This window comes from Pseudoxanthomonas fibrivorans, from assembly GCF_041464125.1.
Taxonomy (GTDB): Bacteria; Pseudomonadota; Gammaproteobacteria; order Xanthomonadales; family Xanthomonadaceae; genus Pseudoxanthomonas.
Genome location: NZ_JBGNUG010000001.1, coordinates 679919 through 705242, shown reverse-complemented (window position 1 = coordinate 705242; position 25324 = coordinate 679919). Strand labels below are relative to the sequence as shown.

The following is a 25324-nucleotide window of genomic DNA, read 5'->3' as shown; positions in this document are numbered from 1 at the left end:
AACCGACGTGTCAGAACCCCTCTGGATCGAGCAGCCCTCCGACCTCCTGCGCCGCCTGGAGCACGCCCCGCCCCGGATCGGGCTGGACACCGAATTCATCCGCGAACGCACCTACTGGCCGCGGCTGGCGCTGGTGCAGATGGCGGTCGGCGACGAGGTCCTGCTGGTGGATCCACTGGTTCCCGGCATGCCGGCGGCGATCGCCGCGTGGCTGGACGCGCCCGGCGTGCTCAAGGTCATGCACAGTGCCAGCGAGGACCTGGTGGCCTTCAAGTGCGCCTGTGGCACCCTGCCGGCGCCGATGTACGACACCCAGGTCGCGGCCGGACTGGCCGGCATCGGCGCGGGGCTGGGGTACCAGAAACTGGTCGAACAGGTCACCGGCGTGGCCCTTCCCAAGGGCGAGACCCGGTCGGACTGGCTGCGCCGCCCGCTGAGCCCGGCGCAGCTGGACTACGCCGCCGACGACGTGCGCCACCTCGCCGCGCTCCACGACGCCACCGCCGCCCGGTTGCGGGACTGCGGCCGCGAGGACTGGCTGCTGGAGGACGCCGCCCGCACGCTCGCCAATGCCGCGCGCGACGAGGGCGAGGCCTGGCCGCACCTGTCGATGCGCTCGGCGCAGTTCCTCGACGTGGCGGGGCAGCGCCGCCTGCTGCGCCTGCTGCGCTGGCGCGACCGCTACGCCCGCGAGCAGGACCATCCGCGCAGCTGGGTCCTGGACAACGAACTGGCCGTCGCCCTCGCGCGCGACCCGCCGGCCGATGCGGACGCGCTGCAGCGACGCCTCGATGCCACCCCGAAGTCGCCCCGCCGCCTCGGCGCGGCGATCTGGCAGGCCCTGGCCACGCCGCTGCCCGACGAAGCACAGATGCCCGCACCGCCGGCCGACCCCGACCGCGGCGCGCTCAAGCGGCTGCAGGACGCGGTCGCCCGCCGCAGCGCCGAGCTCGCGTTGCCCGACGGCGTGCTGGCATCGCGCCGGCACCTGGAAGCGCTGCTCGAAAGCGGCCAGTGGCCGCCGGCGTTGCAGGGCTGGCGCCGACGCGAACTCGAACCGGTGCTCGGGCCCCTGTTGGCACCCGCGGCCGCGGCAGGCTAGAATCCCCGCCTCGCACAGGTGACCTGTCGCACTGTGGGGCCATAGCTCAGCTGGGAGAGCGCGTCGTTCGCAATGACGAGGTCGGGAGTTCGATCCTCCCTGGCTCCACCACTTTTTCCAATAGAATCAGCGCATTACGCCTTGCAGTGTAATGCGCTGTTTTTCTTTGTTGAGCAAGATTTGCCACATCGAGTGTGGCAGATTTGTGGCGTCCCTCCCCCCCCCCGGCTGGTACCTACTACGGGGCGTGGCAGGGTGGCTTTGACTGCTGCACCCTCAGCCAGCCTGTCCCTCTCGGTTGCCAGCCGCGGCTTAGAGATAAGTCGTTTACATCCCACGACAGGCTCGGAAACGCCTCGAAATCGTGAGTTGGCCGAGATCCGGGGGCGTGCAAAACTCCGGGAGGGGAAGGCTAGGTACGGCCTGAGGGGGGCGGACATGTTCCGGCGGATTGAGTCAGTTTCGCGGGCTGCCGTGTGGGACGGCTACGACGGGCGCACGAGCCCGGCGCCGGACTTCGTTCGCTACAACTTGATCTACGGCTGGAACGCTTCGGGTAAGACGACGCTTTCCCGGGTCTTCGGACTATTCAATGGTCTTGGAGTGGGCCGACTTCCCGACGGCGCCCGAGCACGTTTCAGCGTGGGGCAGGAAGTGCTGGACACCCTGCGAGAGCAAGACCGGGCCCGGTTCCCCGTGTGCATCTTCAATCGGGACTTCATCGACGCGAACCTCCTGCGGGAGGACTACACCCAGGCCCCGGCACTCTTCATCGTTGGTGAGGACAACATCAGGTTAAGCAACCGCATTGCCGTGCTGACAAGACGCCGGGAGCGGGTGGCTGCGATGTATCGATCGGTCCAGCGGGTGCAAGCCCAAGCGAACGCTTCCAGGGAAAAGGCGGCGACCGATTTGGCCCGAGATTGCGGGAACATCTTGGGCATCCGCACGTTCAGAGCTCCTGACCTCAAGGCCTTGGCTCAGCGGCTGGACAACCCTGCGAAGCACTTGCTTGACGAGACCGCGCTCCAGGCGGCTGTAGCTCAGGCACGAGATCAGAGCGTGTTTGCTCAAATTCGTACCCCACTAGTGCTGCTGCCGCCTCGATTGCTGGGTGTTGAAGACATTGCGTCATTGCTGAAGGACACGCCAAAACAGAATGCGCTCAAGCGGCTGACTGATCACCCTGCACTGAGCGATTGGGTGAGATCGGGCCTGAGATTCCATGAGCACAGCACGGCCTGCGCTTTCTGTGGCGGGGATGCAACGCTAGCATTGGAAGATTACGCAAAGCACTTCTCGGACGAATACAGGCGGCAACACGCTGCGATCACGTCGGCGATCGGGAGCCTTGAGCAAGCCAGAACACTACCGACATTCCCGCATGAGCTGGAGTGGACTCCTGACGTTCGGGAGAAGGCGCTTGAGGCCCAACGACAGTATCTGGCTTGGGAGCAGCGAGAGAGTGAAATTCGTGCGGTATGGCTGGGCCAGCTCCGGCAGAAGCTCGAAAACATGGAAACGGTCATGACCGTGGATGAAGTTGAAGATCGACTTTCCACGTTGACCGCTATCGTTGCTGATCTTAGCCGGGCCAAGGATGAGCATAACCGTACTTGCGAGGAGCTTTCTGCCAGGCGTCAGGCTGCATCGAACGCAGTGAAGGAACATTTCTCAGCGCGATATTCCCTTGATCCAGATGCTGTCGAGACAACCGAGACACTAGGCAAGGCTGGAGCCGCGCTAGATCGCGTTGACCGGGTCGGCCACAAGATCAAGGCACAAATGGCGACAGCGAATATGGAGCTACAGCGCAGCTCCGTAGCAGCCAGCCAGGTCAACGGGCATCTGCAACGCCTTCTGGGATCTCGTCTGTCTGTAGAGCAGGCAGAAGATGGGCGATTACAATTCATGCGGGAGGGCGAGCCTGCAACGAATATGAGCGATGGCGAGAGAACGGCCATATCGCTGGCCTATTTCCTCGTGAGTTTGAGCCAGAATGGCCAGCGGCTCGAGGACATCGTCGTCTTCGTAGATGACCCCATTTGCAGTCTCGACGCCAACCACATATACGATGTCGCCTCTTTGCTTATCACAACGCTGAAGGCATGCCGGCAAGTCTTTATATCGACCCATAACTCAGAGTTCTTCAATACGATCAAGCAGGAATGGACTGACCGTGGGAGCTTCAGAAGTGGTCATGCTGGCTTTCTGGTTCAACGGGGAAACGACGGCTCGAGCCAGTTGGTTCCTCTGCCAAAGCACCTGACTAAGTTCCGTTCCGACTACCACCACGTCTTCTATTGCCTGCGCCAGATCCAAGCCAATGGAAGCCAGGATATCGAGGCATACCTACACTGCCCGAACCTGTTGAGGCGCTTCCTTGAGATGTATTTGGGGTTTCGCAAGCCGGCAGCAGCCGGGTATCAGTCCAAGCTGGACGTGTTGTTCGATGACGACGCGGTGCGTGGGGCGGTTGCCAGATATGTAGATGAGGGATCGCACAGCCAGTCAACGCTTCGGTTGCTCGAGGTCTCCGACTTCCCCGCCATGTCCCGGAAAATGGTGGAGCGCGTGATGTCAGCCTTGGCGAGTAAAGATCCGCTCCATCACGCTGCACTCATGGAAGCCACCGAATAGACACTAAAGCCGAACATCCGTCCCTGTAGGCCACCTTGATGTTTGACATGCATTGACAGAATTTGACACGAGTTGACGGAAACACCTCGAAATGCAACGAAACGCGCAGTTCATGCCAGAGCATGCTTGACTCCGCGCAATCAATTCAGCACCCTTCCACGCAATGCGACTGGTAAAGGTTGCAGCTTGTTCGTTGTGGGCTACCGATGTAGAGCGACACCGGCAGCTTCTGATCAAGTTGATCTAGTCCAGCAGCTCGCGGGGGATAAGCGACGGAACCCGCGGGTAAGAAAGGATGCCGCTTCGGCGGCAATCGCCCCACTAGGTTCGACAATGGAACCGAAGGCTAGCACCCGATCACGATGAGGTCGGTGGTGCGAACTCCAGGGGGAGAGCAGCCAAACTTGGGGCACAACCCCGCCTGAGTCCGCATCACTTCGTTTGATGCGTAATACCCTGATAGGCAGCTCCCCTATCTATGGGTTAGGTGAAGGCTGTCGCGGACTCATCATCCCTACCGCTCAGGCGGTGTTTGGATGAGTTCGCCTATGCACTCCAGTTCTCCTGTTTCTCTCCTCCGAGTTGAAGACCTCGCTGAGCGGATTCATAAATCCGTCGCAAGCATCCGCAGCGATGTGAGCCGCAACCCACATGCCCTTCCCCCGCTGTGCAGGCTACCCGGAACCAAGCGACTGCTCTGGCGCGAAGAGGACGTCAGTCGCTGGCTCGCCGCGCATGTGGTTTCTTCGAACGACGTTTCGGACGAAAAACCTATCCCCGCCACTAAGAGCCGCAGGGGACGACCAACGAAAGCAGAGCAATTGAGGCGAATGAACGGCCGCCGCTAGTCGTGGCTTCATTCGCCCACTCCAGTCCCGCTTGAGGTCAGCGGGATGGACACTTCATTGCCTCGCGTGTCGGCGCAAGCTTCCGTCGTCGCAGCGCGTGACCGCAAGTGCGTCCGCTGGCGCCTGCCGTCCGGCGGAAAGCGCCGCCCGGGCGTCCTGGACGCCACCCGCGCCGAGCTGGTCCGCGGGCTGGAACAGCGCCAGGGCTCCGTCTGGCATCGGATTAGCCGGGCGGTGATCGTCGCCGGCTACCCGATCGAGCGCGCCTTGAACCGCGTCCGGGCGCTGCGCGCCGACGGCGCCGAATCCCTGCTGGCCATGACCGTCGCCCTGCTGTACCTGGCCGACGTGCGGACCGGCTTCATCGGCAAGCCCCGCCCCGAGCGCGGGCCGTGGCAGCGCTACGCCCTGCCCGACCTCGCCCAGCTGGCCTACGGCGCCCAGGGCGAGGCAGAGTTACGGCGTGCCCGTCGGTCCCTCGACATGCTCGTCAGCCTCGGCTGGATCTTCCCGACGAAGCAGGTCCGCAGGCACCAGGAAGACGGGTCATTCCGAAGTGAGCCGGCCGTTCGCCGGCTGAATCTGGCTCGGTTGTGCCAGATGACCGGCACCAGCTGGCTCCTGAGCCGCGATCGCCAGCACGCAGACCGCATCCGAGGCCCTGGCACTGCATCGATCGAGGGAAGCCGCCAACGGCGCCAGGAGCGCCAGCAGGCCGCCCATGGCCTAGGCTGGGCCGAGGACAAGCGCCGGCGGCCTGCAGCCACAGGCGACCCGCCTAGCGTCCCCGGCGGCCCACAGGCGATCGCCAACATCCTCGATCTACTCGGCAAGGGCTAAAAGCAGCAGGGCCAGCCCTGTGCCGCTGTGTCCGCACAGCCCATTCCAACCCGCACTCATCACGGCTCTGCCGATTCACCGGCGGGCTCAGGCCGGCCCTAATGCCGCCATCGCGGACAAGCCGAACTGCCGGCGCAATCCTCCCGTCACCTTGCTATCGGATCAGTGGGCAAGGCTGTGCAGAAGTTGCGTTATTTGTCCTGCTTAATTGGCCACCCTTTCAGTCAGCCTTTGGCTAAAAGCACTGTAAGTAGTGCCAACCGCAAACATGCGCCGCCGCTGGCGACCCTATAGGTATATTTGCGCAAATCCTTAAGGCCCAGGCTGACGTTAGACAGGTCATTGCAGGCACATCCGCGGCGCCCTGCGGGCGAAAATTCGCACTAAGCACGATTGCCAGTCGCGGCGGTCTTGAGGGCGCCGAATACCCAAAAAGAAAGGCGCCGAACGGGCGCCTTTCCTACAACAGATCTCCAGCCATTAGCTATGGTGGTGGCCGACCGTTCTTCGCGATAGAAGCATCCAAGGCAGCCTCATTTGTCACGTCGAGTTCACCCCTCTCTTCGGCGATCAACAGCATTTGGTCTTCCAGTTGCCCGATTAGGGTCATATTCGGCAAGGGCTTCTTCTCCTCAATGCCGATCAGCTCTGACAGTTCTGCAATTCGGCCATTGATCAGCTCCCGCGCGATCTCGAACTTCAAAGTCTTCTGGTAGTTGATGGTGGTCATGACCGGCAGGAAAGGCATCACGGACCAATCCTGATTGGTTTCGGCTTCCAGCCTTCCCGCGGATCGTGATACCTGGTTGCCTCGCGGATCGAGGCCTCTTTCGATGCCTCGGCCTGCTGTTGCGCTGCCATGTAGGTTCCGGCGGCCTGCATCTGCGCCACCATCAGTTCCCGAAGCTGCTGCAGCTGGGCAATCTGCACCAAGGCGATCTGATTTCCAGCATCAACCGCGGCCTTCTGCCCATCGGCCGTCGCCACTGCAGAACGGAGCGATGCCAAAGCTTGCTCCTCAGTCATAGCACCTCGGACCTGCATATTGGCTACACGCATAGCGCCCATCACCGAATCGCGCGACGTGTCGCTCCACTCCCGGTAGCTGTCGCTGTAGTTCTTCGTAGCCTGGTAGCCGGGGAAGCGTGCCTTGAACACCTTTTCATAGTCGCTCGCTGTAACCGCCAGTGCCCTACCCTCCCCAATCACCCGATCCAGTCGACTCAGGGCGTCAATGGTGGTCTCCAAATTGCGCACATCGAGACTCTTGGTGTTGCGGAGCATGTTCTCGTACTGCTGCAGCTGAGCCTGAATCTGCCTGACCTCATTGACGTTGCTCTGTACTGAGCGCAGCTTCGTTTCCAGGTTCTGCACGTAGTTCACGGGATCGAACACAGTAATTGCATAGGTCGGCCCAGTGCTGGTGATCAGGATTCCCGTAAGGGCAACTGCGATGGCTAGGGCGATACTCTTGTTCATTCGTTTTGGATCCTTGTGCTAATCGTCGGCATCGAAACGGATGGAAACGGCGCTAGGGGGATGCGTGTCAGGCGGCAACTGCGGCGGCCTTAGCTGCGATCGTGGTGCCAATTGTCTTTCCGGCGCATACTCCGTCCCCTGCGTGGGCCTGGTGTCCGCAACGCCTCCTTCGGAGCCGCGAACGCGGCCAGCACTCTGTGACGTGGCCTTACCCGAGGCCATGGCGGCGACCGGAGCCATATTGGGAACCGGCGTTCCATCCCCCTTCTGCGCAGCTGTGCCGCCGCCGATGGGCACGCTCGCCCTCAACTCCCTCGTTTTTTGCACCTGTTCTTGAAGGTTGTTAGCCGCGCGAGTGCCCAAGTTCTCCACGCCCCGTCCTCGACTATCGGTGGCGTGGATAGACGGAGGCTTAAGACCCATTGAGGCCTGCGCTGCCCTGCTCGCTTCTGACGCCGTTGCGCTAGCGGCATGGCCTAGCCCTTTCAGAGCGGCACCAACGCCAGAAGAGCCGCGTTCCTTGGCCAGCGCCACACCGCTGGTCGTGGCCTGCATCGCTCCCTGCGTAGCTGCCGCCAAGGTCGACGCCCCTCCCGTTGCTGCGGCCGCGCCTATCGCAGCCGCCCCGCCGGCCGCGGCCGCTGGAGCAATGGCGTCAGTCGCACCCAGCGAAACCGCGCCGTTGACTAGGCTGGCAGCCACCTTCGGGATCGACCACGCGAGAGCCGCAAAGACGGCAGAACCGACGAACAACTGCAAAACCTGGCGAAGGACAGCATCCGGAGTCGTGTCCAATGTAAGAGAGGCAGGCCAGCTAGACACCAGCTGCAGTCCGAACCCGATCACTACATTGAGCATGAAAAGTTGCGCGCCAGCACTAAGCATGTAGCTCAGATAGTTTTTGGGAATGTCACGTGTGAAGGAGACCCCGCCAAAGCCCAACAGCAGGACGCCGCCATACATGACCAAGTACAGCTCGATCACGCGAACCAGGTAGAGGATCCCGACCAACGCGAAGCACGCAAGAATGCCCATACCCGCCAACGCGAGGGGCAAGCCGAAGGCGGCTGTATCCGCCCACCCCATCGCACCGATCGCATCAAAAGTTCGGAAGCAAGCATCAAACCCAAGCACTACGATGGCGGAAGGGGACAATTCCCCCTGCCCGGTCACGGTCGCTCCACCCTGGATGAAGTATCCGATCAGCTGCAGGAGAAGCTGCGGCCCGTGGGTGACGATGAAGAGGAACACGCCGAGCTTGATAATCTCCAAGCCGAAGCGCGTCACCAGGGCTGTAACATTCCCGTCGCCGTTAGAAATCTGCTTGATCCAGAACAAGGCGATGCTAATGACCGAAAGCAGCCCAAAGAGCCGTATCGCATAAGGCTCCAGAATCGCCTGCATCGCCTTGGCTTGCTGCATGTAGAACGCGGCAATGTCATCGAACATCCCCATTCCTGGCTGCACTTCCTGCGCCGCAGCTGCAGCCGAAAACAGCAAGATAGCGATCGTCAAGCCACCACCGGACATCGCCATGATCCAGCGCGAGCGCCAAAGTCGCTCATGGCCTACAGAGTCAATGACCATCATGATCGACCTCGCGGTCGTCCTGCAGCTTCACCTGGCCGCCCTGAATGTCGATGCCTTTGGGCGTGTAGCCTTCCCGCGGATCGCGGTACTTGGTCGCTGCCCGGATGTTCGCCTGCGCTTCTGCAGGCATCTCCGCTTCTTCGCTGGCCAGCACAGCTCGCTCGGGAGCGTGCGCCGCCAGTTCCTTGCTGCAGCCGCTCGTGACCAGAAGTGCCACAACCGCCCCACCCAGAATGCTGAAACGCTTGTACTCGGTACTAACCAGCGCGGCCGCAGTGACCAGTAAGGATGAGAACAGGAAAGCGAGATATGGGAATCCCGTCAGCACTGCGCCTATGACCGTCAACGGCGCCGCGAGGCACAGGATGAAAGCAATGCGATCGTTCTTGTGAGGCAACTGGGCCATCCAGCCAGCCCAAAGCGATCGGGAAATGACACGGAATTCCGCGTCTATGACATTTGTTTCGATGTTACGCATGAAGTTCTCCGGAAGGGTGAGCACGTCGCACGATGCGACGGGGATTCCGGGCTGCTGTGTGAGTACGACGCCCTCGACGCGCCGACAGTACCTCTCTTGAAACCCGAGAGCGCACCCTTCCTGGGTTTGCTCACAGAAAACTCGGTTGGTGCAGCCCTGCACCATTGAGCGAGACGATCAGGGCATCTAGCCCATTAGCCTTCTACATGACTCACTACAGCGACTTTTTATCGAGACCGAGCGATATGGGTGAAGACCCTCACTCAGGATTTACAGCTCTCTCGGGACTTTCGCATTCCCATAGTATAGAAACAACACCTCTTAAGACGCACCTCACATTATCGGGCGATCTCCGAGAATCTACTGCGAGGTGGTCGCACATTTTGAGACGCAAGGAGGCTCGTCATCGATGACGAGTTCCCCTGCTATGAACTTCGAACTTGTTTCTCGGGCGACGCCCGGCGGATGTTTCTTGCCGGCATCCATTTCTCTCTACAGTGGCAACCGGCGTCGGCGGCGCCAATCGTACTTGCTGTCTTCTGTGACTGTTCGAGGGCTGTTGCCCGGCCCGCGCAGCCAATCCAGATACTCCAGCCACGCCGTCACCGGAATTAGCCAGCGGCCATCCCTCACGGTCACCCCCTGCGGCCCGGTGAAAGTCCAGAACGCATCTTGATGAGCTTCTGGAATCTCGTCTGCGTACAGCCTAGCGCCCTCATCCTGCTTTGGCGTCTTGGAGTCCAATCGATCAACATCTCGTAGCCTCATCTTTATTCCTTTCAACGGATTCTTCTTAACTTGACGCCATCGATACGCTCTCCCAACCGATGATAGCGGCATACGTCGTCAGCTCATGAGTCGCCCACGTGTTGTGCAGGTTGGTGCAACCTGTCGATTGTCAGGCGGCAGCGTCCGGGTGCGCCACGCTCGCCCGACTGGCATCCTTGGCCCGCAGTACCACAGCGTACAAAGTCACCTTCCCGCGATGGTCTCGTGTAGCAGTACTTTGGCGCTGGTCACCAGCAGGGTAAGCCCGACTTCGAATGGTTGATGCATGAGTCTGCCGGCCGAGCCCCAGGCTGGCCGATCTGGTTAAGCACGGCGGGCAGCTCGATCGGAGTCCCGAGATGCACTCGCAGGTCGCCCAGCCGAGAAGTGATTTCAGCTTGCGTCAGTCCTTTGCTGCGGCAAAGGGACACTCCATCTGCGAGCGACACGGTAATGATCCTCAAGGAGCATTGCGCGCGCTCGCGATACCCCGCCTGTTTGTCCCTTGCCGTCGGCGCCAATGCTCCTCAAGGAACATCGACGATTGATTCCATTTGCGGCCGCCGCAAATGGAAGCCTGGGCCTTCCGCCTGAAACGGTCGCCCTCGCAGGTGTTCAACCGACAAGCCAGGGCCTAGCAGCCGCGCTGACCTTTGCGGCCGCCGCAAAGGTCAGCGGTCAAGTTCCAGGCCAACGACGCCGAAACCATTTGCGGCGGCCGCAAATGCGCCCCTTCATCGGGGGCCTAACAGCTCTCATGACTTGCCGCGGCAGAAAGGTTCGCTTCCGCTTCGCCGCGTGCCCGAGCGCATCGGTAACCGCCGACCGCGGCCCAGGCACGGCCACCATTTGCGGCGGCCGCAAATGGTGGCGGCTTCCTAGTAGGGAAGCCGGCTGACCACCCGAGACTCGTACGGCTCACCAGTCGCTTCCGCGGCTGCCTCGACGGACGAGCACGCGGCCAAGTTAGTCCGCAATTTCATTGCCATCCCGCAGAGCGATGCCGGCTTGCTGAAAGAGTTGGCGGCCGTGTCCGACCAGGGCGACGACGCCGAAACAGACGCCGGGAAGGCGCCTTAGCACCGCTGACCTTTGCGGCCGCCGCAAAGGTCAGCGGTCAAGTTCCAGGCCAACGACGCCGAAACCATTTGCGGCGGCCGCAAATGCGCCCCTTCATCGGGCGCCTAATAGCTCATGACTTGCGGCTGCCGAAAGGTTCGCTTCCGCTTCGCCGCTTGCCTGAGCGCATAGGCAATCGCCGACCACGGCCCAAGCAAGGCCACCATTTGCGGCGGCCGCAAATGGTGGCGGCTTCCTAGCAGGGAAGCCGGCTGACCACCTGAGACTCATACGGCTCAGTTGATTTAGTGGAACATAAAGGGTGGGATGCACTTGTCCTATTTTTCGCACTTTAATTATTGATATACTTACTTTTTTATCGCATCCCACTAATCCCACTTCCGTATCCCATTTGCATCCCATCCTATGTCCAAGCAAAGACCTATTCGCCTTCCAGAAAAGCTCGATGCGCAGCTGGAGGCAAAGGCCACTGAAAGAGGGCTCACCGTCTCCGCGGCTATTCGCGAAGCAATTCGAGCGTGGCTAGATGAAGAGGCTCGGACCGAGAAGCTGGATCAGCTGGAAGCTCGCCTCGTCGCCACGCTCAATCGCGCTGGCCGAGACAGTCGCCTAGCGCGAAATGACACGCAGATGGCCATAGCGATGCTCGACAGCTTCGTCAGGCTGTACCTGCTACACACGCCGCCTTTGCCGCGTGATGTAGTCAAGGCGTCGGCGGCTGCGGCAGACGAACGGCACGAGAAGTTCGTCCGGAACTTCATCGCAACCTTGCAAGGCGATACAGGCCTCATCGAGCGACTGGCGGCAGTCTTCGAGCAGCCCGAACAGGTCGAGGGCGAGGGTTGAGCCACTGACCGTTTGCGGGTGCCGCAAGGGTCCAAGGTAACCTCGGATCCCCAGGCACCCGCGCGGCCCTCCGGAATGAGCGATCAAAAGCCAGGCATGCATCCAGACCTTTGCGGCCGCCGCAAGGGTCACCCGCGGTTTTGGCTCCTTGAGGAGCGACAACGGTGCCTCGGAACCCCACCGATCGAGGCCAGCCCCGTGCCCGACCTTTGCGGCCGCCGCAAAGGTCACACCCGGTCTTGGCTCCTTCAGGAGCAACAACAGCGCCTCAGATCCCGACCGATCGAGGCCAGCCCCGCGCCCGACCTTTGCGGCCGCCGCAAAGGTCACACCCGGTCTTTGGCTCCTTCAGGAGCAACAACAGCGCCTCAGATCCCGACCGATCGAGGCCAGCCCCGTGCCCGACCTTTGCGGCCGCCGCAAAGGTCACACCCGGTCTTGGCTCCTTCAGGAGCAACAACAGCGCCTCAGATCCCGACCGATCGAGGCCAGCCCCGCGCCCGACCTTTGCGGCCGCCGCAAAGGTCACACCCGGTCTTTGGCTCCTTCAGGAGCAACAACAGCGCCTCAGATCCCGACCGATCGAGGCCAGCCCCGTGCCCGACCTTTGCGGCCGCCGCAAAGGTCACACCCGGTCTTGGCTCCTTCAGGAGCAACAACAGCGCCTCAGATCCCGACCGATCGAGGCCAGCCCCGCGCCCGACCTTTGCGGCCGCCGCGAAGGTCACACCCGGTCTTTGGCTCCTTCAGGAGCAACAACCGCGCCGCCGAACCCCACCGATCGCGGCCAGCCCCGTGCCCGACCTTGGCGGCCGCCGCAAAGGTCACACCCGGTCTTGGCTCCTTCAGGAGCAACAACAGCGCCTCAGATCCCGACCGATCAAGGTCAACCTGTACCCGACCTTTTCGGTCGCCGCAAAGGTCTCGCTGACTTCGTGCATGAGGTCAGGGAACTGACCATCTCGGCCACGTCCTTTGACCAGGTTCCGCAGCAGAACTGACCACCACCGGCGCGGGGTCATCCACGCCGGTGCCATCCTGACTGGCGGCAGTCGGCCAGGAACGCTCGCTCGACGCGCAGGGTCATAGAGATAGAGCCGGCCGTCGTGCGGAGTCAGCGCATGGACCCTGACAGCAGATTCGGAGTTTTCCTACACGACGCCGAGGCTATCCCCTAGGGCGGTGGACTTATTGCGCACGCATAGTGAGCTCACCAGCAACGAGCGGCACCGGCCAGAGGCTCAGGTAGCGCACCCGCATCGTGCCCCGCAAGGAAGCGGGGCTGCTGGCACCACAGGGGCCCTATCCGCACGAGAGACGACCATGGATCCGATCGTCCTGTCTCTGCGCGAGTGCACGAAAGGCTGGCGCATCTTCCAAGGGGACGACCCCCTGTTCTGGTTCTCCGACTACGACGAGGCGGTCGCCACCGCGCAGATGGTGGCCGAGACACACGCCGAAATTCGGGAGGTCTCCGCCTCCATTGAGGTCCAGCTGCTCGGGGAGCCTCCCGTTCACGTTCGGACCGTCTCCCCGCCCGGCTAGTCGACGCGGGCCCCCGTGAAAGCGCGTGTGCTGCTGGCGGCCCATCGGTTGCTTGGCCTGGCCGCGATCTTGGCTGCGACCTCCCGGCGCAGCCGCTCTTCGTGGCGGGCCGCCCACAGCGCGCAACCCCGACGGCCGGCTTCGAAGCTGGTGCAGTGTCGGATCCTCAGGGGGTAGTCCATGCCCCGGTGCACATCCAGACTCGCAAACCACGAGCGGCCGTCCACCTTGTCGATCAGGAAGGCCACCGGCTCCCTGTCCAGGAACAGGCCGTCATCAACCTTGGACAAATGGCAACGCGGTGCCCAATAGAAGCCGTCAGGGAGCATGGCCGGCATCCTACGCCCGGCCGTCGCACAGGCTGTGATTGGCGGCAGGGTTTCACGAGGGGCAGAAGAAAGGCCGGGCGAGGCCCGGCCTTCGGCATCTCGTCGCTGTAGTTAGGGGAAGGAGGCGACGAGTTCGAACTTGCCGGAATCGTTGGTGGCTTCGATCCGCGTGGGGATGTCACGCAGGTGGGCGCGCGCGTCTGCGATCAGCGAGGCGTGGTGCACGGCCTGGTCGCGCTCAAGGAACCAGAACGTCGGTTCGCCGTTGTCGATCAGGCGCCAGCCGCCGTGGGAGGCCACCAGTTGGAGGGTGCTCGCGTCCATACGAATGCTTCCTCAAGTGAAGGTCCCCGGCCCGGCATCCGTGCCGGCGACCTTGTCCGTTGCAGAGCGGTTCCGTTGCGGGAGGTGCAAGCCGTTCTGCCGGGGCAAGGAGACAATGCGCCAGGAGGGCCGCGAGCGCAGTCAGGCTACTTCCCGACGCTATGTAGGATTTCTCCTACTTCCTTCAGGGTGGCGGTGCGCCCCGGCTGGCCGTCAGCTGCCGCTGAAGATGCCGCCCCGCCAGGAGGACAGGAACCCCACCGCACATAGGGCTGCGAGGTACCAATTGGTGTAATTCTTGAACCGGGCGGTCGAAGCACCCAGCGGAAGTAAGGGATCGCCCCTTGGTCAGTCAACCGGGTGGGCCATAATACCGATATCAGCTCCTAATCACCTGCCCAATGTCCGCTTCCGGCCACAAGCGGGCGTTCGACCAAACGTATCGATGAAAGGGTCTATTCCCGCTCGAGGGGCGGCGGCATTGTCCAAGCGCCTAGCTAACCGCGTGAGACGCAACTATGAACTCCCCGCATCATTCCGCCCACGAGGCTAGCCACCAGCTTTGGGCGTACAGCGACGGCGCTGCTGTTTGGGGCCACGACGGCAATCCAATTGCCCCAAATATTGCTCCTTTCGCTACGGACATGTACGCGTGGCTCAAACGAGAGACGAGCTTTGTTTGGCAGTCCGGTACCCACCTAGCGCCGGGGCTGGACAGTCAGCGCAATCCCTATTCGGAAAGCCTGACTACGCTCACGGCATCAATCGCAACAGTTATCGAAGACGCAGTCCGATTCATCGAATCAAAGAGTGATATCAGCCCCACCGAAGCTGAGGTGCGACGGATCCGACTCGAATGTGAGCTCGTGCTTTACACAGCCCGATTCTCCGAAGCCGCGATCAAGCAGATGCTTCACTGCACCGGCGTGCCTCCAAAGCTATATCGAAACGAAGCGATGGGTCAGCTACTCGCCCAAGACTGCCGTCCCTGCCGACAGGCAAATCTACCCAGACATAGCTTTTCGCTCCTTGGCTCGCTTGCCCACCACTTCTTTCTATGCCAAGAGATCGATGATTGCGCCCTAGATCACCTTATTCTGGCCAACAAGCGCCGCAACTTGGAAGCCGCGCACTCTAACGCCCAACGGCTGAGGGACTTCGATCCACAGCAGTCTCGAGATGCGCTAAAGGTAACTCTCGACGAAGTTGGTGGCGCGTTCGCACATCTCCTCGGGCATGTCGCGAAGGTCGAAGCGGCCATGATCAAAGAGATTGAGCTTCGAATCGCCCACTACCCGAAGATGCCTCCAATTGAAGCCTACAACTATTTTCTGACTCGGACTGTCGCAGACTACGACAGCGACGGAGTCTATCGTGGATTTGGTTATGGCGAAGAGCGTCGAAAGACTAGATCTGAGTCTCAAGCGCGCCCCTCCTGACCAGTTCCCCCGCATGCCGACGGGTGGTGCTGAGCCTGGCCGTGCGATAAATGTGTTCGCGGTTTTCCGAGGTCGGCTGTGCATAATAGTAAACGTCCGCTAACGGCCAAAAGCGGACATCGCATGTATTCGATTCATAGGGTTCTGGTCACCGACGGCGGAGTCCAGCTGCCTTCAGTAATGGCGGCGTCTGGCCAATACGCGCGAATGTACAGCGAGAACTCATCTGATGGTGCCGGCAACCAGTTGCTTTCTTTGTCGGGACCGGGAGAGGCATGCTGGACGTACAGCGTCAAAGAGCCATCATCGCCGAGCTTTAGGTCCTTATTTTTGGTGCCAACGCCGAATCGATTCAGCTTGTTGGGCTCGAAGAGATGATGCTTGTTGTAAAGCGTCAATGACCAGAAACCTTTCACTGGCGGGGTCTGGCCCTTCGGGAACGTCACGGTGTAAGCGCGGCCGCCAGCACCATTCAAGCGTGTTCCGCCCGAGTCCACGTCGGTGTAGAGGTAGCGCGTTTCATTGGGGGCGTTGTCGTAGATGTTTGACTTTGCCGATGCAGTACGAGAGAGGTAATCGAAGCCCCATCGTGCGCCATTGGGAGGCGAGGTCCAGCCATTTCCGACAGGCCGTCCATTGTTCCGGAATTCAAACAGCGGTGCGATCACCTCCTGCTCTGTGGCCACGGCAACGCGAACGAGCTGTTCTTTGATCTTCGGGTCCTTCGCCGCCGCATCAAGCAGTGATTGGGCGGTTGAATAGATTGCCTCTTCCCCTGGCAGCGGCGGAACGCCGTTCAGAATGGTCGGGAGCTCATCAAAGAACTTCTCGGGCAGGACGAACTTCATCTCGCCCTGTCCCTCAGTATTCGGTGCCGGGAACTCCGGTGTCTTGGCCCACTCCTTGATCTTCATCGTCCCGTCGAACTGGTCGAGCGGGTAGAGCACGACCTGGTTTACCAAGGGGCGAACCGCCTCGCGATCCGCGGGGGTGTCGTCCATGAAAATGCGCGGCAGCACCGCGACCAAGTCGGTCGAGGCTCGGCATACGGCATTGATGCCGTCGGGCACATCGCCCTTCCAATTGGGTCCAACCAGCAGGTAGAAGCCGGCCTCGGTCCCGTACTGTTGCCCGATCGAGCAGAATGACTCAGTTCGTGCGTCCGCCATCTGATACACAAAAAAGCGGTCACCGAAATCCGGCACCTGGATGACGACCGGCTGCGTGTCGAGGTGCTGGTAGCCTGCGCCGTAGACCGTGTCCTGATTCGGGCAAGTCACGAACTTCTGATCGGCCTGAATGTAGTCGGTGAGCATGCTGATGGAGCCCGGCGGGGCCACGGGCAAGACCCCGCCGTTGCGCCCGGGTTCGGGGACACCGGCCATCGCCTGCGAACGGTTGTAGTGGTTGACCAGCGGCCACCCCCATACGTAAACCATCCGGCCCGCCGCTTCCAGGTAGCCGGGCGGCATGATGGTTCCGGGCGGCGTGCCGGCGATGTCGGCAGCGGACTTCGGTGCTGGCACCTGCGCCGACGAAGCCGCTGCGGCAGGCTTGGACTTGGCGGGCAGGTCGGCAGCTTGCTGCGAGGGCTCGGTACGCTGGCAACCGGCGAGCGACGCGCAAATCACCACCAGCGCGACCAAAGCGACATTTATCGAGCGCACGACATGCTCCTTATGACTTGGTTACAGAGGCGGCAGCGTTGCGATAGCGAGACGACAGCTGCCAAAACGAGGCTCCGATGGGTTCGCAGCGGTGTCGCTGGGCAACTTCCTTGTTGTTCTACTGGATGGCGCCCGATCAGAAGGTGCCGGGAATAGCAGCCATTTGATCGGCCTCGGTAGCGCATCGCGCCGCGTCGGCTGGGGCAGCTTGCTGCAGTTCCTGCCGCACGACGTCGACATCCGCCAGGAAAGTATCGTCGGCATTCAGGCGCGCCACCGCCGCCGACGCCACCATCCGCCCCGCTAGCACATCACTCTGCCAATGCGCGTTGCATACCAGGCGGCTCTCGCCGAACGAACGACCCCGCGCCAGCAGCGCATCTGCACGCTCTGGGGCGACCTGCACCAGGATCAGCGCCCAGGCCCAGCCGATCGCTGTGTGCCCGGAAGGATAGGAGCCGTCCTTGCGCAGCGCGGCTTCCTCGTCGGGCGTGCAAGTGGTCTCGCTGAAGTGGACGAAGGGCCGTTGCCGGTTGTAATGATTCTTCGCGTTGTAGGTCGCCATGCCGGCATCGACCATCGAGCGCTGCAGCAATAGGTACAGGCGCGGCGTGGCTTGCGGCGTGATCGACTTGCCCAGCGCGCATTCGAAGGTCCGCGCGGCATGCGGGAACCGCAGGTCAGCGTCGCTGGTGGCCAGCGTGCCGCGTGGCCCACTGCGCAAGGCCTGGGCGGCCGTGTGGACCGCCTGATCCTGCGCGAAACCGGCCGATCCTTCGGCCGGGGGCGGCGACACCAGGGCCAGGCTGTCGGGAAGCGAACGTCCCAGGTAGCCGGCGGGAATACCCGGCTTCAGTTCGGGAACCTTGGCGGCGCTTGCAGGGGGAGGCGGACGCGTGGCATCGCCAGCGCATGACGAAAGGGCGACCGCCAGCGCGCAGGCGATGGCTAACCTCCCGCAGCTCATGACCGCTTCACCAGCGGAGGCGGGTAGTAGCTGCCATCGGCGACGCCGCCCTTGGGCCCGTAAAACCGGAACGTGAGACGGTAGTCCTGGCCCTTGGGCGTTGGCAGCCAGTTCGAGTCGGGTGCGTCGGCTGGCTTCTCGGGACCGAAATAAAGGGTCAAAGAACCATCGGTGCTGTACTTCAGACCCGACTCGCGGTTGAGCAGGAAGCGATTCTCCGGATTGGGCAGGACCCGGGAGAAGACCGGATCCACCGCTATGACCGACCAAAAGTAATCCGCATACTTCGGCGGCAGGTCGTCCTTGGGGAATGTGAGCGTGTAGGTATGGTCGCCATTGAGCTGCACGCCGTCGCCATCCAGGCTGCCCTTGTAGTAGACGACCTCGTCCAGCCGATTGGCCCAGATCCCGCCGAGGTTAATCAGGGTGCGGCCCAGCCAGTCGTTGCCGTAGACCCCGGCCACCGCCGGGCGTACCCAGTGGTTCCTGACCGTGCCGTGGCCGATGGTGGGCGATGCCTTGGCCAGGTCGACCTGCGCCATCTCGCGTACTACCTTGTCCACGCGGGCACGCTCGGCCGGGTCATTTGTCCTGGCAGCGATCGCGCGCACCTTGGCCGCGATCGCCTCCATGCCCGGGTTGATGTCCTGCTCGCTGTCGAGGACCGCTGCGGCATTCTCAAACGCTTCCACGCCCGGAAGGTGCTGCTGGTCGAAGGCCGGGATATCCGGAAGGACGGGGGGCTCGACCGACCCCGTAGCCCGCAACGAGAACTTGTGCTGCAGGGCAATGGCCTGGCCCCAGGCGTCGCCCAGCTCGACGCGCGCGAGCATGCGCATGTATTTCACCGGCACATCGATGCGCGTGGTGTTGGCAGGCAACGTTAGCGTCGCGCCCTCCAGGCACAGAGCGAAATCGCCCGCAGGACGCTGCGCCTGAGTGCGCTCGTTGATGTTGGCTACAGTCTCGCCCCAGCCGTTGAGGAACTGCGCCGTGTAGTAGCGCTCCTTGATTTCCGGCACGGTCACGATCGTGCAGCTGTCCTCGTCCACCGCTACCCATGCCTCGGAATAGGCCACGTCCAGATTGGGATTCGGCCAGTCCACCTCGCCCGGCTTGCGGTGGACGATCTGATTCCACTTGAACCCTTCCGCCAGGTCCGCCTTCTGCTGGCGCAGGACCAGCAGGCGACCGAGCAGGTAGATCCAGGCGTCGCTGACGTCCTGACCGGTGTAGGAGACGGCGGTCGCGTTGGCGGACTCAGCGACTCGGGGCGTTGCCGCAACCGGAGTGGCGTTAGGGGCCGCGCGATTACAGGCGGCCGAGGCAACAGCCATTACCGCAAGACAAGAAAGGCGGGCAAAGTTCACGTCTGGAATCCTTGATGGTTGGCGGTGAGGCCCCTCAGTGAGCTGAGGGTGGCTAGCTTCCTTGAGACTCCTGATGCCAGACATGGAGGCGCCGGCAGGCGTGCATCCGGCACAGCAACGATCGCTTTACGAAGCCCAATTGCGCGCCCTCTCGTAGTTAAGGACCTGTGAAATTCCGCCAATCCGCTGTCGTGACCGGATCGTGCTGCGTATCCTCGCAGAGCCTGAGATCTGCCGATCATGCTTACTATGCAGAATCGGCAAAAAGCCCCCCTCCCGGAGCCAACATGCAGGACTTCGAGTCCTTTGAGCAGTACGCGGCGGCGCTTGGGCACGCCGACCTGAGGATGCTCCCTTTGAGAAGGGGCCGCGCCTCGTGGGGGATGTTTTCGACCGAAGTGGACGGACTCACTGTCCGGATGGCGCGCGACGGTGGACCTTGTCTGTTCGAAGGATCAATCGCCGCAGATGGGTTTGCGCTCATGATCTGCTTCGATGGGGTCGGCAAGGTCTGCGGTAACGGCACACCTTTCGGTCCGTACAGCGTCATGGTTGCGCCGGGCGGAGCCGCGATCCAATCAACCTCGCTCGACGTCGTATCGTGGATGTCGGTGTTCATCCCTGCTTCGCGACTGCGCTTGGGTGGCATACACGCAAGAAGCTCCCCACATGCGTGTCGCGTCTTTGACGTGCCAGCGCGAGACTATTCAGCGCTGAAGAACGTACTTAGCCGCGTGTCTATAGCAGCCAGGTCGGGCGCCTTCGAGGATAATCCGGTCGGCCGGAAGGAAGCTGCGCAGAGGTTGACTGATGTCGCCCAACGGATCGTCATGGGGCATGAGATCGACATGGAATACGGCCAAGCAAACGGCCGGCCACGCCGATCACGAGTAGAGATCATCGGTCGTGCCTGCGATATTTTGGAGGCTCATTCTGGTGCAAGAATCCACGTTGAAGACTTGGCGGGCACGCTAGGTGTTCCTGTGCGAACCTTGAACTATGTCTTTCGGGAACAGATGGGTATCAGCCCCCGGCACTTTGTCCGTGCCTACACGCTGAATGCCGCTCGTGGTGCATTGCGTTTGGCTGAGCCAGGATCGATACGAGTCAGTGATATCGCGGCACGGTTTGGAATCTGGGAGTGGGGTCGTTTTTCACGCGACTATCAGCAATTGTTTGGAGAGCTTCCGTCCGCCACGCTTCGGCGTCGAGACGTGTCACGTTAATGGCTCGCTAGTCGGGTCCTACTGGCGTTGCGCTTGATGAACTCCACCGCGCGGTGAGTGATACCGGCCTCCATCGTGCGGCGTGCCTGCAGGTCAAAAGCATGCGCCACGAGCGGACTTTACCGCTCTTACCGGCCTGACAGAAGAAAGATGGACACGGGAACAAGTGTTGAGAAGGTAGAGCGGTCGAGCCCAACGGATTGAGTGACAAACAGCTTCCGGCCAGCCTTGGAAAAAGCGAAAAAGCGAAGTCCCTTTTAGATCTCAAGCGACCCCTCAGCGCACGGTAGCTGTCGGCCAGCTACGATGATCGCCTGACCCAAGGATCGAGCATGCTTAATGGCTAGCGTACTCCTCTTTGCCCTACCTCTCGGCGCGGCGACGTGCCATGAGCACAGGCTGCGCCGACCGCCAAGACGATTGTTTTGTGAATACGCTGCCTTCACTCAGTGATAACGACGTCAAGTGCAAGTGGACTGGCAGATTGGGTCATGCAAACGAATCCGTGAGATTCCCGCTGCGAAGCGGGGTGATCCCGCGGTCTCTGAACAGGATTTCCTGCCAAGGAACCAAAATGAAAGCGCGTCCAGGGACCGGCCTAGCCAGCAGCGCGTTCAACCGCCTCAACCTTCTCTCGTGGTCCATCGCGACGGGATTGGCCTTCCAGGCGCAAGCTCAAGATTGCAGCGTTCCCTATGTCGTGGCGGTCACGGAGTGCACGATCCCGCCGGGCACCATCGTTACCGTGCCCGCCAATGGGACAGGCGTGTCCGCTTCGTCGCTCGCGAACGTGCATGCCGATGCCGTCACCGCGAACTTGAACGGTGCCAATGCAGTCGGCCTTCTGGTGCAGACAGGAGCGATCATCTATTTCCACGACAGCGTGTTGCGCACCACGTCCACGGCCGGCAATGCCAGCGGCCAGTTCGGCTTGCGCGCGATCGCTGCCGGGAGCCTGATCGAATCGGTCGGTTCGCAGGTGCTGCTGGCCCCGGGGGGAACAAGCACGCCGGCCAACCTGCGCGGGGTCAGCGCTGAAAGCGGCGCACTCGTCACTTTGGACACGACGACGGTGCAGGTCCGCGGGGGCGGCAATGCGCCCAACAACTACGGCGTCCAAGCGGTCGGGTCCGGCAGCGAAGTGCGGATGCTAAACAGCAGCGTTGACACCCTGTCGCGCGGTGCGTTCGGCGTGCTCGCCCTGGATGGTGGCCTGCTGACCCTGACCGGCACCCAGGTCACCACCGGTGGCGCGCAGAACACCGCAACCAATGACGGCAGCCACGCGATCGTGGCGCGCGGCGCCGGCAGCCAGATCAACGGCCAGGATGTCAACGCCAGCACCACCGGCACACTGGCCAACGTGGTGCGCGCCGAAAACGGCGGCGCAGTCTCGTTAAGCGCCAGCCGGCTTTCGCATACCGGTCCGGGCAACGTGACCTACCCGGCGGCCGTGGTGCGCGTCGGCGGCGGCGGGCGCTTCGTCATCGGCGGCGGCAGCACGATCACCTCCATCGGGGCGCTCTATTCGCCGGGCCTGCTGGTCGAAGGCGCGGGATCGTCGGCGTCAGTCAGCGATACCGACATCAGCGTCGGCGGCGCGCGCTCGATCGGCGTGTCGGTGCGCGATGGCGCCGTGGTCTCGCTGGTCGACACCGATCTGCTGCTGACGCCCGCCACTGCCACCGGTCCGTGGGCGCCGGCGCTACTGGCCGAAGGCGCGGGCACGCAGGCCAGCCTGCAGCGCGGCTCGGTCACCACCGAAAGCGCGACGTCCTACGGCGTGCGTGCACTGAGTGGCTCGGCGATCAGCTTGGACGGCACGGCCATCACCACCGCCGGCGTGGACGCGGCGGCGATCAGTGCAGGCAGCTCGAGCATCGACGCGCGCAACTTCACCATCGTCACCCGCGGCAACGACAATGCGATGGGCGTCCTTGCCGATGCGGCGTCGACCATCACCCTCACCGGCGGCTCGATCACCACCTACGGCAACCAGGTCCGGGCGAGTGCCTTCGCCCATGCTCTGGGCGCGCGCAATCCCGGCGGCGTGCTCAACGCGCAGGGCACTACGGCGCACACATTCGGCACGCTGGCCATGGGCGTGTGGGCCGACGATGGCGGATCGGCGACCACGAACGACGTCGTGGTCAGGACCGAAGGACGCGGCGCGATCGGCGTGCTTGCCATCGTCGAACAGGCCGGGGCGCAGTTTCCCGCCACGGTGGTGTTCAACCGCGGCAACGTGGAGACCATCGGTGCGCTGGCCCATGGCGCCTCGGCGCAGGCGCGCAACGACCTGGCCGGCGAACTGGCCAGCATCACCCTGTCCGCCACGCCGGTCACCACGCGCGGCGACGATGCGATCGGCCTGCGTGCCACCTTGGCCGACTACGGATCCAGTCCCAGCGGACGCGGTTCGGCACAGGTGGTCGCCAGCAACCTGACCGTGACCACCACCGGTGCCGGCGCGCACGCAGCGCTGTCGCGCGACAACCCGACCACGGTGCGCATGGACCAGGTGCAGTTGCGGCCCAGCGGCGCGGCCGCGCATGGCGCGGTGTCCCTGATCGGTGGCCATGTGATCGGCAATGGGACCACAGTGGCGCCGACCGGTGCCGATGCGATGGCGCTGTTCGTCGCCGGCGTGCCTGCTGCCATTTCCGATGCTGACTTTTCCGCCAGCACGCTGTCCAACGCGAGCGGGCCCACCATCGGCGTCGCCGGCAACGGCCGGATCGGGCTCACCGGCAGCACGGTCACATCGACGGACCAGTGGCTGCGCGTGGGCACGTTGGCCGACTTCCCGGTGCTGGTTTCCGAGGGCCCGGCCCTCCGCGGGCCTGCCGAGTTCCCCGACGACGACGGCAACCTGCCGACCGCACCGCCGGCACTACCGCCCGGTGCGCCCATCCCGGTCGCACCCGGTGCGGCCGACATCGTCGCCACCGACAGCACGATCACCGGTGCGGCGTTCACGGCGCCGGGCAGCGTCTCGCGCCTGGTGCTGGTGGATTCGACCTGGTTCATGACCGGCGACTCCAACCTGACCAGCCTGCTCAACGATCCCAGCCTGATCGACTTCGCCGCGCCGGTGGGCGGCGTGTTCAAGACCCTCACCGTCCGCGATTACGACGGCGACGGAACGCTGGCGATCAACACCTACCTGGCCGGCGATGGGTCACCCTCCGACCGCCTGGTGATCGATGGCGGCACCGGCACCGGCAGCAGCCAACTGGTGGTCCGCAACGCCGGCGGACCGGGCGACGTCACCGCTGGCAACGGCATCCTGGTGGTCGATGCGATCAACGGCGCCACCACCACGCCGGGCATGCTGGCGTTGGGCAACATCGTTGTCGCCGGGCCCTACGAGTACACGCTGTGGCGCGCCAGCGTCGACGGCAGTGCGCCGGAAAGCTGGTTCCTGCGCTCGACGCTGGACTGCACGGTCGCCGGTGCGCCGTCGCCTCCCTGCCCGACGCCACCACCGCCGCCTCCTCCGCCGCCGCCACCACCTCCACCTCCACCTCCACCACCACCTCCGCCACCACCACCACCTCCTCCTCCTCCTCCTCCTCCGCCGCCACCACCGCCGCCACCGCCGGGCCCTCCCCCGGTGCCACACTACCGACAAGAGGTGTCGCTGATCACCGCGTTGCCGGCGATGTCGGCGATGTATGGCCGCGCGCTGGTGGATACGTTGCACGAGCGTGTCGGTGAAGAGGAACTGCTGCGGCAGCGCGCGGACCTGCCACCGGACGACGACACCGGCCTCAACGGCGCGTGGGTGCGGCTGCTGGCGCATGACGGCGAACGCGAAGGCGGCAGTCAAGGCATCTATGGGCGCGACGGCCCCGGCTACGACTACCGCTTCGTCGCCTTGCAGGTGGGCCTGGACCTGTATCGCGCTGTCGACGAAGACGACAACAGCCGCGACCACGCTGGCGCCTACCTGGCTTATGGACGCGGCAAGGCCGAGGTGCGCCACCGCCTGCCTGCGCTCGCCGACTTCGACGCGGGCACCGATCACCTGGAAGCACACACGATCGGCGGCTACTGGACCCGCTTCAGCGAAGAAGGCGCGTATTTCGACGCGGTCGCCCAGTACACCTGGTATCGCCTGCGCTCCACGTCCTATCGGCTGCCGGAAGTCAGCACCGACGGCACCGGCCTGGCGCTGTCGCTGGAGGGCGGCTATCCGTTCGTGGTGGCCGAGGACGAAGAGGCCTGGCATCCGGAAGACAGACGCTGGCGGCTTGAGCCGCAGGCGCAGGTTATCTTCCAGCGTCTGTCACTGGATGACATGCACGACCCGGCGGGCGATGTGCGCTTCAGCGATACCGATTCGCTGGTCGCGCGCATCGGCGCCCGGCTGGACCGCACCGGCGTGCGCAAGAACGACGAAGACCAGCTGCGCACCAGCAATGCCTGGTTGCGCGCCAACATCTGGCATGAGTTCAAGGGCAAACCACGCGCCGAATTCGCCACTGCCTCCGGCGAGGTGCCCTTCGTGGCCAGCCTGGGCGGCACCTGGTACGAGATCGGCCTGGGCGGCACCCGACAGGTATCAGATACCGGCTACCTGTACGCGGACATCGACTACAGCTTCAGCGCCGACGGCCGCGACACCGCTTGGAACGGCAAGATCGGCATGCGCTGGCACTGGTAGTCGTCCGAATAGAATAGTGAATAGCAGAGACAAGGCTACACCCAGGTTCGACGCCGCGACGCCAGAGCGGATGTCCGCTTTGGGTCGGAAAGGGACACGGCCACCGAACCATCAGCG

At 63.0% G+C, this 25324-nt stretch carries 17 protein-coding genes and 1 tRNA gene; 9 read left to right on the top strand and 9 right to left on the bottom strand.

Features of this window, described 5'->3' with window-relative positions:
* Positions 1–7: 7 nt before the first annotated feature.
* From rnd to ACA089_RS03325, 4 genes are all read left to right on the top strand, one after another.
* On the top strand, positions 8–1102 hold the full coding sequence (gene rnd, locus ACA089_RS03340; RefSeq protein ID WP_372013345.1) for a ribonuclease D: 1095 nt from the start codon (positions 8–10) through the stop codon (positions 1100–1102).
* A 35-nt stretch (positions 1103–1137) separates the two neighbouring features.
* A tRNA-Ala gene (locus ACA089_RS03335) sits at positions 1138–1213 on the top strand.
* A 327-nt stretch (positions 1214–1540) separates the two neighbouring features.
* Entirely contained in the window at positions 1541–3742 is a 2202-nt protein-coding gene (locus tag ACA089_RS03330) for an AAA family ATPase (protein ID WP_372013343.1), read from the top strand.
* Between the two features lie 893 nt (positions 3743–4635).
* Positions 4636–5430: a hypothetical protein gene (locus ACA089_RS03325; RefSeq protein WP_372013341.1), complete on the top strand. Its 795-nt coding sequence runs from the start codon at positions 4636–4638 to the stop codon at positions 5428–5430.
* 484 nt (positions 5431–5914) lie between these two features.
* Here ACA089_RS03325 and ACA089_RS03320 read toward each other — a convergent pair whose 3' ends face one another.
* From ACA089_RS03320 to ACA089_RS03305, 4 genes are read right to left on the bottom strand one after another with little or no spacing between them, the layout of a single operon-like run.
* On the bottom strand, positions 5915–6178 hold the full coding sequence (locus ACA089_RS03320) for a hypothetical protein (RefSeq protein ID WP_372013339.1): 264 nt from the start codon (positions 6176–6178) through the stop codon (positions 5915–5917).
* Complete coding sequence (trbJ, locus tag ACA089_RS03315) at positions 6178–6909, bottom strand: P-type conjugative transfer protein TrbJ (RefSeq protein ID WP_372013337.1); 732 nt, start codon at positions 6907–6909, stop codon at positions 6178–6180. The genes ACA089_RS03320 and trbJ overlap by 1 nt, the downstream gene beginning before the upstream one ends.
* A gap of 18 nt (positions 6910–6927) precedes the next feature.
* Positions 6928–8499, bottom strand: a complete 1572-nt coding sequence (trbL, locus tag ACA089_RS03310) for a P-type conjugative transfer protein TrbL (protein WP_372013335.1) — start codon at positions 8497–8499, stop codon at positions 6928–6930.
* Complete coding sequence (locus tag ACA089_RS03305) at positions 8486–8977, bottom strand: hypothetical protein (protein ID WP_372013333.1); 492 nt, start codon at positions 8975–8977, stop codon at positions 8486–8488. The genes trbL and ACA089_RS03305 overlap by 14 nt, the downstream gene beginning before the upstream one ends.
* Positions 8978–11230: 2253 nt before the next feature.
* Between ACA089_RS03305 and ACA089_RS03300 the strand changes: the two genes are divergently transcribed.
* Entirely contained in the window at positions 11231–11671 is a 441-nt protein-coding gene (locus ACA089_RS03300) for a ribbon-helix-helix domain-containing protein (RefSeq protein ID WP_372013331.1), read from the top strand.
* Between the two features lie 1323 nt (positions 11672–12994).
* The gene (locus ACA089_RS03295; protein WP_372013330.1) at positions 12995–13216 is read left to right on the top strand and encodes a hypothetical protein; all 222 of its coding nucleotides are present in this window, start codon (positions 12995–12997) and stop codon (positions 13214–13216) included.
* On the opposite strand, the gene ACA089_RS03290 is transcribed toward ACA089_RS03295, so the two are convergent.
* Both ACA089_RS03290 and ACA089_RS03285 read right to left on the bottom strand, forming a co-directional pair.
* Positions 13213–13545, bottom strand: a complete 333-nt coding sequence (locus ACA089_RS03290) for a hypothetical protein (protein WP_372013328.1) — start codon at positions 13543–13545, stop codon at positions 13213–13215. The genes ACA089_RS03295 and ACA089_RS03290 overlap by 4 nt on opposite strands.
* A gap of 111 nt (positions 13546–13656) precedes the next feature.
* Positions 13657–13869, bottom strand: a complete 213-nt coding sequence (locus tag ACA089_RS03285; RefSeq protein WP_372013327.1) for a hypothetical protein — start codon at positions 13867–13869, stop codon at positions 13657–13659.
* Between the two features lie 518 nt (positions 13870–14387).
* Here ACA089_RS03285 and ACA089_RS03280 point away from each other — a divergent pair.
* Positions 14388–15308 carry a hypothetical protein gene (locus tag ACA089_RS03280; protein ID WP_372013326.1) on the top strand — a complete coding sequence of 307 codons (921 nt, stop codon included), beginning with the start codon at positions 14388–14390 and terminating at the stop codon, positions 15306–15308.
* Between the two features lie 134 nt (positions 15309–15442).
* On the opposite strand, the gene ACA089_RS03275 is transcribed toward ACA089_RS03280, so the two are convergent.
* The 3 genes from ACA089_RS03275 to ACA089_RS03265 form a co-directional block, all read right to left on the bottom strand.
* Positions 15443–16975 (bottom strand): DUF1254 domain-containing protein, encoded by a 1533-nt coding sequence (locus ACA089_RS03275; protein WP_372013325.1) that lies wholly within the window; start codon positions 16973–16975, stop codon positions 15443–15445.
* Between the two features lie 136 nt (positions 16976–17111).
* Positions 17112–17942 carry an acid phosphatase gene (locus tag ACA089_RS03270; protein WP_372013324.1) on the bottom strand — a complete coding sequence of 277 codons (831 nt, stop codon included), beginning with the start codon at positions 17940–17942 and terminating at the stop codon, positions 17112–17114.
* The gene (locus tag ACA089_RS03265; RefSeq protein ID WP_372013323.1) at positions 17939–19312 is read right to left on the bottom strand and encodes a DUF1214 domain-containing protein; all 1374 of its coding nucleotides are present in this window, start codon (positions 19310–19312) and stop codon (positions 17939–17941) included. The genes ACA089_RS03270 and ACA089_RS03265 overlap by 4 nt, the downstream gene beginning before the upstream one ends.
* Before the next feature lie 287 nt (positions 19313–19599).
* Between ACA089_RS03265 and ACA089_RS03260 the strand changes: the two genes are divergently transcribed.
* Both ACA089_RS03260 and ACA089_RS03255 read left to right on the top strand, forming a co-directional pair.
* Entirely contained in the window at positions 19600–20538 is a 939-nt protein-coding gene (locus tag ACA089_RS03260; RefSeq protein WP_372013322.1) for a helix-turn-helix domain-containing protein, read from the top strand.
* 388 nt (positions 20539–20926) lie between these two features.
* Positions 20927–25207 carry an autotransporter outer membrane beta-barrel domain-containing protein gene (locus ACA089_RS03255; protein ID WP_372013321.1) on the top strand — a complete coding sequence of 1427 codons (4281 nt, stop codon included), beginning with the start codon at positions 20927–20929 and terminating at the stop codon, positions 25205–25207.
* The last annotated feature ends 117 nt before the right edge of the window (positions 25208–25324 follow it).